The organism is Hahella sp. HNIBRBA332 (assembly GCF_030719035.1).
In the GTDB taxonomy this organism is placed as follows: Bacteria; Pseudomonadota; Gammaproteobacteria; order Pseudomonadales; family Oleiphilaceae; genus Hahella.
Genome location: NZ_CP132203.1, coordinates 3,468,684 through 3,483,830, shown reverse-complemented (window position 1 = coordinate 3,483,830; position 15,147 = coordinate 3,468,684). Strand labels below are relative to the sequence as shown.

General features: G+C 53.9%; 13 protein-coding genes and 1 tRNA gene. 12 read left to right on the top strand and 2 right to left on the bottom strand.

Features of this window, described 5'->3' with window-relative positions; genetic code table 11:
• Positions 1–64 precede the first annotated feature (64 nt).
• The 7 genes from flgG to O5O45_RS15405 all read left to right on the top strand — a co-directional run bounded on the left by flgG (position 65) and on the right by O5O45_RS15405 (position 8,238).
• Positions 65–850, top strand: coding sequence for a flagellar basal-body rod protein FlgG (gene flgG / locus O5O45_RS15435; RefSeq protein WP_305906091.1), 786 nt, complete (start codon positions 65–67; stop codon positions 848–850).
• A gap of 36 nt (positions 851–886) precedes the next feature.
• Complete coding sequence (gene flgH, locus O5O45_RS15430) at positions 887–1,570, top strand: flagellar basal body L-ring protein FlgH (RefSeq protein ID WP_305906090.1); 684 nt, start codon at positions 887–889, stop codon at positions 1,568–1,570.
• Between the two features lie 50 nt (positions 1,571–1,620).
• Entirely contained in the window at positions 1,621–2,757 is a 1,137-nt protein-coding gene (locus tag O5O45_RS15425; RefSeq protein ID WP_371747992.1) for a flagellar basal body P-ring protein FlgI, read from the top strand.
• A gap of 28 nt (positions 2,758–2,785) precedes the next feature.
• Positions 2,786–3,874, top strand: a complete 1,089-nt coding sequence (gene flgJ, locus O5O45_RS15420) for a flagellar assembly peptidoglycan hydrolase FlgJ (protein ID WP_305906089.1) — start codon at positions 2,786–2,788, stop codon at positions 3,872–3,874.
• 11 nt (positions 3,875–3,885) lie between these two features.
• Entirely contained in the window at positions 3,886–6,564 is a 2,679-nt protein-coding gene (gene flgK / locus O5O45_RS15415) for a flagellar hook-associated protein FlgK (protein WP_305906088.1), read from the top strand.
• A gap of 22 nt (positions 6,565–6,586) precedes the next feature.
• Positions 6,587–7,825 carry a flagellar hook-associated protein FlgL gene (flgL, locus tag O5O45_RS15410; protein ID WP_305906087.1) on the top strand — a complete coding sequence of 413 codons (1,239 nt, stop codon included), beginning with the start codon at positions 6,587–6,589 and terminating at the stop codon, positions 7,823–7,825.
• An 86-nt stretch (positions 7,826–7,911) separates the two neighbouring features.
• Positions 7,912–8,238, top strand: a complete 327-nt coding sequence (locus O5O45_RS15405) for a hypothetical protein (protein WP_305906086.1) — start codon at positions 7,912–7,914, stop codon at positions 8,236–8,238.
• A gap of 74 nt (positions 8,239–8,312) precedes the next feature.
• Here O5O45_RS15405 and O5O45_RS15400 read toward each other — a convergent pair.
• Positions 8,313–8,397 (bottom strand) — tRNA-Leu (locus O5O45_RS15400).
• 187 nt (positions 8,398–8,584) lie between these two features.
• Here O5O45_RS15400 and queA point away from each other — a divergent pair.
• The 5 genes from queA (at position 8,585) to secF (ending at position 14,110) form a co-directional block, all read left to right on the top strand.
• Entirely contained in the window at positions 8,585–9,640 is a 1,056-nt protein-coding gene (gene queA / locus O5O45_RS15395; RefSeq protein ID WP_305906085.1) for a tRNA preQ1(34) S-adenosylmethionine ribosyltransferase-isomerase QueA, read from the top strand.
• Between the two features lie 51 nt (positions 9,641–9,691).
• Positions 9,692–10,801 carry a tRNA guanosine(34) transglycosylase Tgt gene (tgt, locus tag O5O45_RS15390; protein ID WP_305906209.1) on the top strand — a complete coding sequence of 370 codons (1,110 nt, stop codon included), beginning with the start codon at positions 9,692–9,694 and terminating at the stop codon, positions 10,799–10,801.
• 36 nt (positions 10,802–10,837) lie between these two features.
• Positions 10,838–11,206: a preprotein translocase subunit YajC gene (yajC, locus tag O5O45_RS15385; RefSeq protein ID WP_127972116.1), complete on the top strand. Its 369-nt coding sequence runs from the start codon at positions 10,838–10,840 to the stop codon at positions 11,204–11,206.
• 111 nt (positions 11,207–11,317) lie between these two features.
• Entirely contained in the window at positions 11,318–13,180 is a 1,863-nt protein-coding gene (gene secD, locus O5O45_RS15380) for a protein translocase subunit SecD (RefSeq protein ID WP_305906084.1), read from the top strand.
• Positions 13,181–13,192: 12 nt separating this feature from the next.
• Positions 13,193–14,110 carry a protein translocase subunit SecF gene (gene secF / locus O5O45_RS15375; protein ID WP_305906083.1) on the top strand — a complete coding sequence of 306 codons (918 nt, stop codon included), beginning with the start codon at positions 13,193–13,195 and terminating at the stop codon, positions 14,108–14,110.
• Between the two features lie 128 nt (positions 14,111–14,238).
• Here the strand turns inward: secF and O5O45_RS15370 are convergent, their stop codons facing one another.
• Entirely contained in the window at positions 14,239–15,036 is a 798-nt protein-coding gene (locus O5O45_RS15370; RefSeq protein WP_305906082.1) for an inositol monophosphatase family protein, read from the bottom strand.
• Positions 15,037–15,147 lie beyond the last annotated feature (111 nt).

The window sequence follows — 15,147 nt, the reverse complement described above, 5'->3', positions numbered from 1 at the left end:
GTTTATCCGGGTATAGGTTGAAACCCATTTATTGTGTTGTCCGACCTGCATAGGAGAATTTGTCATGCATGGTGCGTTGTGGGTGAGTAAAACCGGGCTCGCGGCCCAGGATACTGCTCTAAAAACCATTTCCAATAACCTGGCGAACGTTAACACGACCGGCTTCAAGCGAGATCGCGCCGTATTTCAGGATCTGCTGTATCAGATCAAGCGGCAACCGGGCGGTCAGAGTTCTCAAGACACTCAACTGCCTTCTGGTCTGCAGCTGGGGACTGGGGTGCGCGTGGTCGGCACTCAGAAAGTATTCAGCGAAGGTAATCTGGAAGTTACCGAGCAGCCGCTGGACATCGCCATCAACGGCCGCGGTTTCTTTCAGATTCTGATGCCGGACGGCACTATTTCTTATACCCGGGACGGTCAGTTCCACCTGAATTCCGACGGTGATGTGGTCACCGCCAATGGCTTTCCTCTTGAGCCTGGCATTACTGTGCCGGATGGCGCTTTGCACCTGACCATCAGCACCGATGGTGTGGTTAGCGTCACTGTGGCGGGCACCGCTGCGCCAACTCAGATCGGCAATATCAATACAGTGGACTTTATCAACCCAGCCGGGTTGGAAGCGATCGGCAATAACCTGTTTCGTGAAACCGCCGCCAGCGGCGATCCTCAGGAAGGCACGCCTGGGCTAGCGGGGCTGGGAACCGTTGAGCAGGGCATGGTGGAAACCTCCAACGTAGAGATCGTTGAGGAAATGGTGAATATGATCACCACCCAACGCGCCTACGAGATGAATGCGAAAGTGGTGACTACTGCGGATCAGATGCTGCAGTACATCACCCAGAATCTTTAATTGATGTGTCGTCGATTTAATCGGGGAGGGCCGGGCGTGAAAACTCTAACGCTGATCTCACTAATTATGGTTACCTTGCTGAGCGGATGCAGCCCGATCAGCAGAGAGCAGGTGCGCCCGGGAGACCCGGCATTCGCGCCCGTTCCGCCACAGACGCTGATGCAGCCGGCTCCAGTGGATGGCTCCATTTATTCCAGCGCGCAGAATTTCTCCCTGTTTGGCGATCGTACAGCCCATCAAGTCGGCGACGTGCTGACCGTGGTGCTGCAGGAGAGCACGCAGTCCTCCAAAAGCACAGGCACCAATTTGAAAAAGGACTCTGAGAACTCATTCAACGAAGCGACGGTTCTGGGAACCGCAATTTCTGCGCATAACCTCAGTCTGCTCACTGACTCGAACTTCGAACGGGACTTCTCGGGCTCGGCGGATGCAGATCAAAGCAATAGCCTGACTGGCAGTATCAGCGTCACTATCTCGGACGTATTGCCCAACGGCGTCTTGCGGATTCGTGGTGAAAAATGGCTGACCCTGACGGAAGGGGATGAGTATATCCGTCTCAGCGGGCTGGTGCGTCCCCAGGATATCGGGGTGGATAACACTATTCTGTCCAGCAAGATCGCGGACGCCCGCTTCGCATATAGCGGCACCGGCGCCTTCGGCGACGTGAATCGCGCTGGTTGGCTACAGCGGTTTTTCAACAGCGAATGGTTCCCTCTATAACGCCTGATTTCGAAACGATGACGTTTGTCTTTAACCAGCGGTATCCGACTATGCATGAAGTATCCGACAAAACCAATGCGATCCATTCCTTGCAGAAAGCATGGCGTGCGCTGTTTGCGCTGGGGCTGCTGTGTTTTGCAGCGATGGCCGGCGCGGAAAGGATTAAAGACATCGCCACCGTGGAAGGCGTACGCAGTAACCAGATCGTGGGATATGGTCTGGTGGTGGGGTTGGACGGCACCGGCGACAAAGCGCCGTTCACCGATCAGACCTTCCGCAATATGATGAACCGTTTTGGCATCACTATTCCCGCCGGGACCGATCCGAAACTGAAAAACGTGGCGGCGGTTTCCGTGCATGCGGATCTGCCTGCTTTCTCCAAACCGGGTCAGAAAATCGATATCACGGTCTCTTCCGTCGGTAATGCGAAGAGCTTGCGCGGCGGCAGCTTGCTGATGACTAACCTGAAAGGCGCTGACGGCAAAACCTACGCCGTTGCCCAGGGCAATCTGGTGGTGGGCGGGTTTGGCGCGGGCGGCGCGGATGGCTCCAGCATCACAGTGAACGTGCCCAGTGTGGGACGTATCCCTAACGGCGCTACGGTTGAACGCGCTGTTCCCAGTAGCTTCAGTCATGGCGACACCTTGACGTTGAACTTGAGTTCGCCGGACTTCACTACCGCCAAACGCGTGCAGGATCGCATTAATGACCTGCTGGGCCCTGGACTGGCGCAAGCCATGGACGCAGCCAGCATTCGAGTGATGGCGCCGCGGGAGGCGTCGCAGCGGGTGGGCTTTCTTTCTATTTTGGAAAATCTGGAGGTGGAGCCCGGGCAGGAAGCCGCGAAGATAGTGATCAACTCCCGCACCGGAACAATCGTGGTGGGGCAGAATGTGAAAGTGCTGCCGGCCGCGGTGACCCATGGCAACCTGACCGTCACCATCACTGAGGATTTTGGCGTCAGTCAACCCAATGCGCTAGCGGGAGGCGATACGGTCGTCGTTCCCCAGACAGATGTGAATGTGGAGCAGGAGCCCAGCCGTATGTTCAAGTTTGGTCCGGCGGCGACTCTTAATGACATTGTGCGCGCGGTGAATCAGGTCGGGGCGGCGCCAGGCGATGTGATGGCGGTGCTGGAGGCCCTGAAGCAGGCCGGAGCGCTGAAAGCGGAACTGATAGTGATCTAAGACGGCAATCGTGTATTAAGGCAAGCGTATGACCATCAACAATCGCGCCCTCGACCAAGCTCATGTCTATACCGACCTGAACGCGCTGCAGCGACTGAAATCGCCCAGTATGGACAAGTCGGAGGCGATCAGTGCGGTGTCGAAGCAGTTTGAGTCCATCATGGTCAACTTGATGCTGAAGTCCATGCGGCAGGTCAACGCTGTGTTTGAGCAAGGCAACCCATTTCACGACTCCGCTTCCAATGTTTATCAGGATATGTTCGACCACCAGCTCAGTTTGACCTTGTCCAAACATAAGAGCTTTGGGTTGGCGGATGCGCTGACGAAACAACTGTTGGCCAGAGAAAGCGGCGAGCCGAAAAAAGGCGGCTACAAAGACATCACTGAATACCCTCGTTCGCTGGAGGCGATGACGTTGAGCTATGCGCAGGCGGAAGAGAGTCTCGCGCAAGCGCCGGAGTTGACGGAAGAAGAGATTCAGGCCTTGGAGCAGGTGGCCTATTACTCGGAGCAAATGTCGCGTTCTGCGTTTGTGGATTCCGATGTGAAGGAGGCCGTTGCGGCGGCGGAAGCCTCGCAAGCAACCGTTGGCGAGGGAGAGGAAGTCCAGAAACAGACGGCGCCTGTTGCATTTGAGAGCCCGCAACACTTCGTTAACAGTTTGCTGGCGTCGGCGCGTAAAGCCTCCGCCGGGCTGGGCGTGGAGCCAGGCGTTCTGCTGGCGCAATCCGCACTGGAGACCGGGTGGGGGCGGCGCATGATCCTTACCGAAGAGGGCGAACCCAGTTACAACCTGTTCGGCATTAAAGCGGATCAGCGTTGGAAAGGGCCTGTCGCCTGGGTGACGACGACTGAGTATCGGGAAGGGAGCATGGTTAAAGAACGGGCGCCGTTCCGCGTCTATGGCTCCTATGAGGAAAGCTTTACGGATTATCTCAACTTCTTGCAGGGGCAGCCCCGCTATCAACAGGCGTTGAAGCAGGTGGCGGAGCCGGAAGAGTACCTGCGGGAACTGCAAAAAGCCGGGTACGCCACGGATCCCAATTATGCGTCGAAGATTCAGCGCATCATGAACGGGGCGTATCTGCAAAGCGTCCGCTCGGATGATCAAGGCTGAGGACTCCCGCCATGAGCACTAACGTTATCAACATAGGACTCACCGGACTCAAAGCCAGCCAGACCGCGCTGGCCACTACCGGCAACAACGTTTCCAACGCCAACACCGAGGGCTATAGCCGTCAGCGGGTGGAGTTTGAGGCGACGCCGTCCCAATATATCGGGGCGGGATATTTGGGAACCGGGGTGGGGGTTGCGGATATCTCCCGCATGACGAATCAGTTTTTGGTGTCTCAGTTGCGTTCCGATACCTCCATGTTCAGTGAAATAGATAAGATCCGCGCCAATGTGAGCCAGATCGACAGTTTGCTGGCGGATCCCACCACCGGGCTGTCTCCTGGTATGAGCGCCTTTTTTCAGGCGTTGCAGGGCGCTGCGGACGATCCCTCATCCATACCTGAGCGGCAGTTGGTGCTGACCCAGGCGGAAGGCCTGATTAATCGCTTTAATGTGCTGTATAACCGCCTGGAATCGCAGCAAAGCAATATAGATCAGGATATGCGCGCCCTGATCACAGAGGCTAACAGTCTGGCCAGCGGAATCGCTCAGGTGAATCAGGCCATCGTGTCGGCTCGTGGTTCGGCGCAGGGTAAAGACGTCAACGACTTGCTGGACAAGCGTGATCAAATGATCCGCGAGCTATCGGAAATTGTGTCGGTGACAGTGGTGGAGCAAACTGATGGTCAGCTCAATATCCTGGTGGGTAAAGGACAGTCGCTGGTAATTGGCTCCCACGCCAATTCATTGGGGCTGCAGGTCAGCGAAACTGACCCTACTCATCAGGAAGTGGCGCTGACGGAAAGCGGCGGCTCTGGAACCAATGTTATTACTTCAGAGATAACCGGTGGTGAGTTGGGCGGCATACTGCTATTTCGCGACCAGATTCTGCAGCCCTCATTTAATGCGCTGGGCCGGATTGCGGTGGTGATGGCGGACACGATCAATGAACAGCATCAGCTGGGTATGGATTTGGAAAACCGGCTTGGCGGCACTTTCTTCGAGGACATCAATTCCGAAAACAACGCTCGTCAGCGGGTTACGGCGAACGAAGGCAATGCGCTGCCCAATGATCGCGATATCAGCGTGGAGATTATCGACACTTCCGCATTGACCACCAAAGATTATCAAATCCAGTTCACCGGCCCTTCCGATAACGACATTCTGGTGGTGGACGCGTTAAGTGGGGCCACGGTGACTCGCGGACGGCTGCCTGGCCTGTTTCCCGCCACCTTTGAGTTTGACGGATTGAGGATTAACTTCGAATCAGGCAGCTTTCAAACCGGCGATAGCTTTCTGGTGACGCCCACCCGCTATGGGGCCCGAGACATTGATATGTCGGTGAGCCGGGTCGAGGAGATTGCGCTGGCGTCGCCGATTCGCACTGAGGCGGATCTGGGTAACGTGGGCAATGCGGTGATCAGCCAGGGCGAGCTGCTGGCGGTCAAGCGCAGCTCCAATGATGCGTTGTTGCCGACATTTGCGGTTCCTGGCGAACTGACGCCGCCGATACTGATCCGTTTTATCACCGACACTTACTATGAGGTGCTGGATAACAGCGATCCGGGTAATCCGGTTCCTCTAGATCCGCCCTTGAACAATCAGAAGTATATCGCAGGCGTGAGCAACGCTATTTTTACTGCGGACGAAGGGCAGACCGCAGTCAGCGCTGAAGGGGTAAGCATTGCTCAAGTTCCCGCGCCGGTGGCGTCGCCTGGACCATTCGTAAATGGTTATGGGGCGCAGACCGTGACCATCAAAAATCGCGACCCGGAGACAGGCATTGTCACAACCCAGTCGCCGCTCAATATCGCCGCCAACGCCAGCGCTGAGGAAATCGCCTCGGCCTTGAACAGCCGCAACGGCGTATCCGCTCTCGCCTACACAGAAGTGGAGCTCTCCAATTTTGTGAATGACGGCGGCGGTGTAGCGCCGGGGCTGACCATCAACGGCGAGGCGTTGACGCTGCCAAGTGGAGCCTCTTTTACGCCAGATGAATACGTGGATCTGATCAACAACAACTCAAACCTTCAAGATGCCGGTATCGTCGCCTGGAGCGATGGCGGCGCTTTGACCATTCGAGCGCTGACCGGCAAGGATATTACTGTCGAAGTGACGGGAGACGCGACTGATTCCGTGGACATTGTTACCGCCAATGACACCGTCGCCACCACCATTAGCGGCGGCAGCGGAACCAGTGTCGGCGGATTCGTAGATGTGCAACTGGATGACGGCGTGCGCCTGACTGCTGACAACAACAATATATTCCTGCCTGCGCCAGTGGCGCAGAGTTCGTTCCGTGGGTACCAGGCCAGCATTACCGGTACGCCGAGCCAGGGGGATACCTTTACTATCGAGTACAACGAAAACGGCGTCTCCGATAACCGAAATGCATTGAAAATGGTGGGGCTGGAAACAGAGGGAACCATCGGCGGCAATGTCAGCACCTACAACGAGGCCTACTCCCAGTTGGTGGAAGTGGTGGGGTCCACCGCCAGTCAGGCGCAACTGGATACGGAGTCGGCTCAATCCCTGCTGCGGCAGTCGGAAAATCGCTGGCAGGAAGTATCCGGCGTCAGTCTGGATGAAGAGGCGGGTCGTCTGATTCAGTATCAGGCGGCCTACAATGCGTCTGCGCAAGTGGTGTCCATCGCCCGACAGTTGTTCGACACGCTGTTGAATACTTTCGCCTGATGGATAACCCGAGGATGTGACCATGCGTATCTCAACCCAACAACTGTTTAACCGCGGGCTGGACAATATCCTTGATGTGACCGGCCAATTGCAGAAAACCCAGCTGCAAATTTCCAGTGGACGTCGGGTGCTGACGCCCGCGGATGACCCGGTGGCGTCTACGCGTATCCTGCAGATAAACCAAGAGCTGTCGTTGATCGATCAGTACAAGAGCAACATCAATCTGGCGGAAAACCGTCTGAGCCTGGAAGACGGTCTCTTGGGGGGCGTCAGTGAAGTGATTCAGCGCTTGCGTGAATTGACGGTGCAGGCGGGCGACGGCTCTCAGAATGCGGACGATAAAACGTTCATTGCGGCGGAAGTGCGGCAGCGTCTCAGTCAGCTGGTTGGTATGCTGAACACCAAAGACCCCAGCGGCGAGTATATCTTTGCGGGGTTTCAGGGCAAGCAGGAGCCGTTCCAGCTGAACGCCGCAGGCGCATATCGGTATGTGGGCGACGAAGGGCGTCGATTCATGCAGATCGATGCGAATGTCTCCGTGGCGGCGGGGGACAATGGCAAAGACGTGTTCGTCAATATCAAAAGCGCCAATAACACCTTTTTCACCCAGGCGAGTCCTCGCAATACAGCGGAACCGCCTGCGATCATTACTCAGGGGCAGATGATCGATCAGGAACTCTATGACGCCTTTTATCCGGAAGACATGACGGTGGTGTTCAATGACGAAGCGGATGTAGTTCCGCCTGCGCCCAATTTTACGATTGTGCAGCGTTCCGACGGTAAACCTATTCTAAGTAATCAGCGTTTCGTCACTGGGCAACCGATATCTGTACAAGGCGTGCAGTTTGAAATCATCGGTTCGCCACAACCCGGCGACACTTTCTTTGTGCAGTCGTCAGAGAAGCAGGGCCTTCTGACCACGGTGGAGCGTCTGGCGGCGGGATTGGAGGATTATCAGGATACCCCGGCGGGCCGTCAGACGTTGACCGACCTGCTGGATTCCACCTTGGCGAATTTAACCAATGCGGAAACCAAATTACTGGAGACGCGCTCGCGACTCGGCGCGCGGTTGAACACAATTGACGACACCAAGCAGCTACAGGAAGATGTTGAGGTGTTGACCAAAGAAGTGTTATCTGAACTGCAGGATCTGGATTATGCAGAAGCAGTCAGCAATCTCACCTTACAGAACTTTGTCCTGCAAGCCGCCCAACAATCCTACTCCCGAGTCACCAGCCTGTCGTTGTTCGATCTGCTTTAATCTTGGCGGCGATTGTTTCGCCGCTGCATTTCTTAAACACGTCTATTCTTATAGTCAGGGTGGATTGCAGTTAAAGAGGCTCTTCTATGAGAATGATTCCTACATTGGCGATGTGTGGTGTGTTTCTTTGCAGCGGCGTCGTATCCGCTATCGCCATAGATGGCGCAGCGCCGCCATGGCAGGAAATGAAAAGGAACTATATTTCCAATATGTCCAATGGTTGCCTTAGCGCACACAGCGGCCAAGGAGAGGGGACAGAAGTGGTGGCGAATTATTGTTCCTGTGTCGTTGAGCGGGTCGACAAGGGTTTGACGTTGGACGATATTCGCTATTTTTCAGAACAGGGCAGGCCTAACAGCTCACATACAGAAGTAATTATTAGCGCGATACAGGTATGTGGAGAAAGTCAGTAAGGAAGGATGCTAAAAGCGCTTGAGTAAAGAAAATTTAATTAGAATTAATACGGAAAGGAGTTAGATAAGAAAGTTGGTGCCGGGAGAGAGAATCGAACTCTCACTCCCGAAGGAACACGAGTTTGAGTCGTGCGCGTCTACCAGTTCCGCCATCCCGGCAACCATGTCAGCCTGTGAGTGGCTAACTAGGGCCGCGATTATACGGGCTTTTGATTGCTCGTCAACATTTTTTGTTAACTATTTTTTTGCATCCTTCTGACTCTACACTATAAAAACGCTTGAAGCTGGCGAGTGGCGGGCATTTCCGCTAACCTATGCGCCCCCAAAACTGAAGCAGAATTCCTTGATGCGCGTTGACGATTTTGATTTTGATCTGCCGCCGGAGTTAATCGCCCGGCGTCCGCTGGCTGAGCGTTCCTCCAGCCGCTTATTGTGTCTGGATGCGGATACCGGAGAGATAAACCATCGCGGCTTCAAGGACCTGTTGGGTATGATTAATCCCGGCGATTTATTGGTTTTCAACGATACCCGCGTTATTCCTGCTCGCTTGTTTGGTCAAAAACGCAGTGGCGGCAAAGTCGAAGTGATGGTCGAGCGAGTCGTATCCTTAACGGAAATGCTCGCACATGTCAGAGCCAGTAAGGCGCCCAAGCCGGGCGTCGAGATCCTTATCGAAGATAATTACGTACTGACGATGGTGGAGCGGGAAGGCGATCTATTCCGTCTGCGGGTAAGCGAAGGCGGGAGCGTCAGCGAATTATTGGAAGCATGCGGGCATATGCCGCTGCCTCCTTATATAGATCGTGAAGATGACTTGAGCGATCGCGAACGTTATCAAACCGTATACAGTCGTCAACCGGGCGCGGTGGCGGCCCCTACCGCAGGCTTGCATTTTGACGAGCCTCTGTTGCGGGCGCTGGCGCAAAAAGGCGTGGAGACCGCGTTTGTTACGTTGCATGTCGGCGCGGGCACGTTTCAACCTGTGCGGGTGGATGTGGTGCAGGATCACCGGATGCATTCAGAGTATCTGGAAGTCAGCGCGGATGTATGCGAACAGGTGCGCAAGGTAAAGGCTGCAGGCGGGCGCGTCATCGCTGTGGGCACTACCGCGGTCAGGGCATTGGAGACAGCGAGTCGATCGGGAACTATTGAACCTTATGCGGGCGACACCAGTATATTCATCTATCCTGGGTATGAATTTGTCACCGTCGACGCATTAGTGACCAACTTTCACTTGCCCAAGTCCACGTTATTGATGCTGGTGTCGGCCTTTGCCGGTAGAGAGCATATCCTGGCCGCCTACCAAGAGGCGATTGAGCAACGCTATCGCTTTTTCAGCTATGGAGACGCCATGTTTTTACATCGTCGCCAGTCTGGTCGCGAAGACGCCCTAACGAATTAAGAACTATTGTCAGATCTGAGTAGGAGAATAACCTTGTCGCGTACTTGCCATATGCAGTTCGAAATCGACAATGCCGACGGCAAATCCCGTCGCGGTAGGCTGAAATTCCCACGGGGCGTGGTGGAGACGCCGGCCTTTATGCCCGTGGGCACCTACGGCACTGTGAAAAGCATGACGCCCCGGGACATAAAAGATATCGGCGCGCATATTATTCTCGGCAACACTTTCCATTTGATGTTGCGTCCGGGTACGGAAATCATCCGTCAGCATGGCGACCTGCATGACTTTATGCAGTGGGATGGTCCAATTCTGACGGACTCGGGAGGCTTTCAGGTATTCAGCCTGGGGGACCTGCGCAAGATTACGGAAGAGGGGGTGAAATTCAAATCGCCCATTGACGGCTCGCCGATATTCATGGACCCGGAGCGGTCAATGCAGGTCCAGCGTGATCTGGGTTCTGATATCGTCATGATTTTCGACGAATGCACGCCTTATCCCGCCACTGAAAAAGAAGCGGCGGACTCTATGCGCCTGTCCCTGCGTTGGGCCAAAAGAAGCAAACTGGCGCACGGAAATAGCCCTTCTGCATTGTTTGGTATTGTACAAGGCGGAATGTATCCCCATTTAAGGGAAGAATCGCTGGCGGGGCTGACTGAAATCGGCTTCGACGGTTATGCTATCGGCGGATTGTCGGTAGGAGAGCCCAAGGATGAAATGATAAAGGTGCTGGATTACCTGCCTCCCGCGATGCCTGAAGATAAGCCCAGGTATTTGATGGGGGTGGGCAAGCCGGAGGATATAGTGGAGGCGGTGTTGCGCGGAGTGGACATGTTCGACTGCGTCATGCCGACCCGGAATGCGCGTAATGCGCACTTGTTCACTTCATTTGGGGTGCTCAAACTGCGCAATAGCCGGTACCGGACGGACACGCGTCCTCTGGACGAAAACTGCGACTGTTATACCTGTCGCAATTTCAGTCGCAGCTACCTGCATCACCTTGACCGTTGCGGCGAGATGTTAGGTGCGCAGTTGAATACTATTCATAATCTGCGCTACTACCAAAACCTGATGTCTGGTTTGCGTCATGCGATTGAACAGAGTAAATTGTGCGACTTCGTCGCCGACTTTTATCATAGGCAGGAGCAAGGTATTCCAGCCTAGTCAAAGTGTTATAAGCATATTTTGGAGTTATTTCTTATGCGTAAGCTACATGTGCTGTTAGGCACGCTGTTCGCCCTGCTGATGCCTGCTATTGCTGCGGCTGAGCCGGCTCCGGGTCCGCAAGGGCCGAGTGCGGTGATGCAGATTCTATTCCTCGGCGGTTTCGTCCTGATTTTTTACTTTCTCGTATGGCGTCCCCAAAGCAAGCGGGCCAAAGAGCACAGAGAGTTACTCGGTGGTTTGAACAAGAACGACGAAGTGTTGGTCAACGGCGGCATTGCTGGAAAAATCGTGCGTGTGAAGGACGACTTCCTGGTAGTTGAGATTGCTGACAAAGTGGAAATCAAAGTGCAGAAAATGGCGGTGACCGCAGCGTTGCCCAAAGGCACTTTGAAAGATATCTAAGACGGCCGCGCATGCGCGCCGGGCCTGCGTCAGGCGTTCAATTTCATCGAACGCCTGCATGGCGCGCCTCTTCCCCGGCATAGAGATAAACGATAGGGAGCCTTTTACGGCATGCTCAATAAATACCCACTTTGGAAAAATCTGCTCGTTGTCATAGTGCTGATGATGGGCTTTATTTACGCCTTACCGAATTTGTATCCAGATGACTACGCATTGCAGATAAGCGGATCTCGCGGCTCCATCGGGGTTGACGAAAGCGTGCTTAAAAAAGCGACGGAGGCCTTGGATGAAGCGGGAATTGCTTACGGCGAAGCGAAAGTCGGCGAGAAGAACATCATCATCCGTTTTGCGGATAACGACACTCAATTAGACGCTCAGCCTCATGTCAAGAGCGCCTTGGGTAATGATTACGTTGTGGCGTTGAATTTAGCTCCGACAACTCCTGCATGGTTGTCCAATATAGGCGCTGCGCCGATGAAGCTGGGCCTGGATCTGCGTGGAGGGGTTCACTTTCTGATGGAGGTGGATCTGGCGAAAGCGGTCGCCACGACAATGGAGATTACTCAAGGCGACATTAAGACCAAGCTAAGAGAAGAAGGGCTGCGCTATAAGTCGGTGGATATTCCATCTCCCAAGCAGATTTCCGTGGGCTTCCGTGACGAAGATGATCGCGATAGCGCGTTGTCTCTGGCGCGTCGTGAGTTTGACGACTTTTTGGCGGAAAGCGCCGAAGAGAATGGCCTGTTTATGGTGAAGCTGACCCTGTTGGAAAGCCGGGCGAAAGAAATCGAAGACTACGCTATTTCCCAGAACTTGAGCACTTTACGTAACCGGGTTAACGAGTTGGGCGTCGCCGAGCCGTTGGTTCAGCGTCAAGGGCGGGGACGGATTGTTGTCGAATTGCCAGGTGTGCAAGACACGGCGGAAGCCAAGCGTATTCTGGGGTCTACTGCTAACCTGGAGTTTCGCCTTGAGGCGCGTCCAGATGCTTCAGCGGGATCGATTGAGAAGTTTGAATTCCGTTCAGAGCCCCGTACTGCGAGCCTGGAGCGAGACATCATTATTACTGGCGGCAGTGTCGCCAACGCGCAGCAATCTTTTGACCAGAATGGCCGTCCTGAAGTTAACATTAAGTTGGATTCCTTGGGCGGCAACAAGATGTTCCACATTACCAAGGACGCCGTGCAGCGCAACATGGGCGTACTCTTCGTTGAGTACAAAGAAGAGGTTGATACCAAGTCCACAACCGGGCAGCCCAAGAAGCGTCGCTACGTAGAAAAGAAAATCATTAGCCTTGCCACCATACAATCGCCGTTAGGAAATAGCTTCCGTATAACGGGCCTGGATTCTGTGTTTGAAGCCAAAGAGCTGGCTTTGTTGCTGCGCTCCGGCGCATTGGCGGCGCCTATCTATTTCGTTGAGGAGCGTACTGTCGGCCCCAGCCTGGGGCTTGAGAACATCAAGGACGGCGCTACTTCCGTCGCTATCGGTTTTGTGCTGGTTATGCTGTTCATGATTGCTTACTACCGCGTATTCGGTATCGTGGCTAATATCGCGCTGGCGGCTAACGTCTTTATTCTGATAGCGGTCATGTCCTTGCTGTCGGCGACGCTGACATTGCCTGGTATCGCCGGTATCGTATTGACGGTGGGGATGGCGGTTGACGCCAATGTATTGATTTACGAGCGGATTCGTGAAGAGTTGCGTAACGGTCTGCCGCCTCAGTCGGCGATTCATGCAGGTTATGATCGCGCATTCGTGTCTATCTTTGACGCCAACGTAACCACATTGATTGCGGCGTTAATCCTGTTCGCGATCGGCACGGGCCCGGTCAAAGGTTTCGCTGTTACGCTGTCTATCGGGATTTTGACCTCCATGTTTACTGCGATAACCGTGACTCGCGCAGTCGTTAATTTGATATACGGCGGCCGCAATGTTGGTGGTTTGTCCATTGGCGGCGTCAAGCAAGGTTAAGGAGGCATAACTATGTCTGATGAGAAAGTTTATAACTTTATGGGCATAGCGAAGCCTGCGCTGGCTTTGTCTGTGATAATGATCATTGTATCTATCGTGTCCATCGCGACGCGCGGCTTGTCGTTCGGGTTGGATTTCACTGGCGGTACGCTGGTGGAGGTGGAGTACTCCAAAGCGCCCCAAATCAATGACGTACGGCATCAGCTTGAGGCTCACAAGTACGAAAACTTCGTCGTGCAGAAGTTTGGCTCAGACACCAGTATTCTGGTTCGTCTGCAGCAGGAGCACAGTGAGTCCATTGGAACTGAGGTGGTGAGTGCGTTGTCCGCAGATGGGGCGCAGGTGAGTCTGAGTCGTTCCGAATTCGTTGGGTCTCAGGTCGGCGAAGAGTTGCGTGAACAAGGTGGTTTGGGTCTGCTGCTGGCGCTCGGCGTCATTATGCTCTATATCGCTTTCCGCTTTCAGTTTAAGTTCTCTATTGGCGCCGTGTTGGCTTTGGTGCATGACGTCATTATCACCGTAGGGATGTTCTCGTTGTTTCAGTGGGACTTCGATTTGAACGTGTTGGCGGCGGTGTTGGCGGTAATTGGTTACTCGTTGAACGATACCATCGTCGTGAGTGACCGCGTGCGTGAAAATTTCCGTCGCCTGCGTGAGGAGACTCCAATAGGTATTATTAATATCTCTTTGACGCAAACCCTGTCCCGTACGATTGTCACCGGCTTGACCACATTGTTGGTTCTGGTGGCGTTGTTCTTGTTCGGTGGGCCTGCGCTTAAAGGGTTTTCGACGGCATTGATCATAGGTATTGTTATTGGTACCTACTCGTCAGTATATGTTGCAAGTAACCTGCTGCTGATTATGAATATCAGCAAAGAAGATCTGATGATCCCTGTAAAAGAAGGCGTTGAGCTGGATGATCGCCCCTGAGGCGTTTTTCTACTTGGCGTAGGCTGTCAACTCTATTCGGGACGGGTCACAGCCAAATAAAAAGCCGGTCAAGTGACCGGCTTTTTTGTGCTGGCTCTTTGGTATGTCGAAGAGCGCTTTAGATAGGATTACTTCAGTAGTTCAGCCAGTTTGTGGGCCTTTTGAGAGACAGGCTTGAGCATCTTGGGGCTGCAGCAGATAAGAGAGCGGCTTCTATCGTTCAGCGGATTGCCGCGAACGTCGCTGTGCAGAGCGCCCGCTTCCTTGACTATAAGCAGTCCCGCCACCGTTTCAAGTGGGTTGATGTTGTTCAATATAACGACGTCGACTTTTCCTGCGGCCAGATAAGCCAAGTCCTGTGGAATGCAGTGGGCGCTTCTTACGCCGAAGCAGCTTTTGTCTAATTCTGCGTAAGCTTCCAGTAATGCTGCAGGTTCTTCTCTTTTTCCAATGCCTTCCAGAATATTGGTGGATAGCATGGAAAGCTCCAGGTCTTTTGTACCTGAGACTCGGATGCGTTTGCCGTTCAATGAGGCTCCGCCGCCCCGGCTTGCTGTGTATTCATCGCCGGTTACGGGGAAAATAATGATAGCGTGTTCGGTCTGATCATTCTTTTTGCAGACCAGTGAAAAACACCAATCGGATAGGCCGCGTACGAGGCTGGCGGTGTTGTGTACAGGCATGATGTGCCAGCTGACGCCTTTCGGGTTGCCTTTCAGGTCGCCTTTTTTGTTGATTTGGTGTGTGGGGTAGGCCCGTTGCAGGGCGCGGGACAGATTGTCGTAGAAAGCGGCGTCAACACGGGCAATGACTCTCTTTAGCTTTTCCGGATCGGTAAAAGACAACTCTTCACGCTCAAGAATCATGTTGATCTGCTCATTGGACGAGCGAATTGCGCGCAAGGCAATATTAATCATTGGCTGCATGGTTTGATCACTACTTTGTAAAGAACGGTTTTAAAAAGGGCGCTAATAATAGCAACTCCGTCGTGTAAACACACCCAGAAATCTACTTACGGATTAAATTATAGGAAAGGT

Coding starts and splice junctions, on each gene's coding strand:
- flgG (WP_305906091.1), top strand. CDS start 65: ATGCATGGTGCGTTGTGGGTGAGTAAAACCGGGCTCGCGGCCCAGGAT.
- O5O45_RS15425 (WP_371747992.1), top strand. CDS start 1,621: ATGCATGAAGTATCCGACAAAACCAATGCGATCCATTCCTTGCAGAAA.
- flgJ (WP_305906089.1), top strand. CDS start 2,786: ATGACCATCAACAATCGCGCCCTCGACCAAGCTCATGTCTATACCGAC.
- flgK (WP_305906088.1), top strand. CDS start 3,886: ATGAGCACTAACGTTATCAACATAGGACTCACCGGACTCAAAGCCAGC.
- flgL (WP_305906087.1), top strand. CDS start 6,587: ATGCGTATCTCAACCCAACAACTGTTTAACCGCGGGCTGGACAATATC.
- O5O45_RS15405 (WP_305906086.1), top strand. CDS start 7,912: ATGAGAATGATTCCTACATTGGCGATGTGTGGTGTGTTTCTTTGCAGC.
- queA (WP_305906085.1), top strand. CDS start 8,585: ATGCGCGTTGACGATTTTGATTTTGATCTGCCGCCGGAGTTAATCGCC.
- tgt (WP_305906209.1), top strand. CDS start 9,692: ATGCAGTTCGAAATCGACAATGCCGACGGCAAATCCCGTCGCGGTAGG.
- yajC (WP_127972116.1), top strand. CDS start 10,838: ATGCGTAAGCTACATGTGCTGTTAGGCACGCTGTTCGCCCTGCTGATG.
- secD (WP_305906084.1), top strand. CDS start 11,318: ATGCTCAATAAATACCCACTTTGGAAAAATCTGCTCGTTGTCATAGTG.
- secF (WP_305906083.1), top strand. CDS start 13,193: ATGTCTGATGAGAAAGTTTATAACTTTATGGGCATAGCGAAGCCTGCG.
- O5O45_RS15370 (WP_305906082.1), bottom strand. CDS start 15,036: ATGCAGCCAATGATTAATATTGCCTTGCGCGCAATTCGCTCGTCCAAT.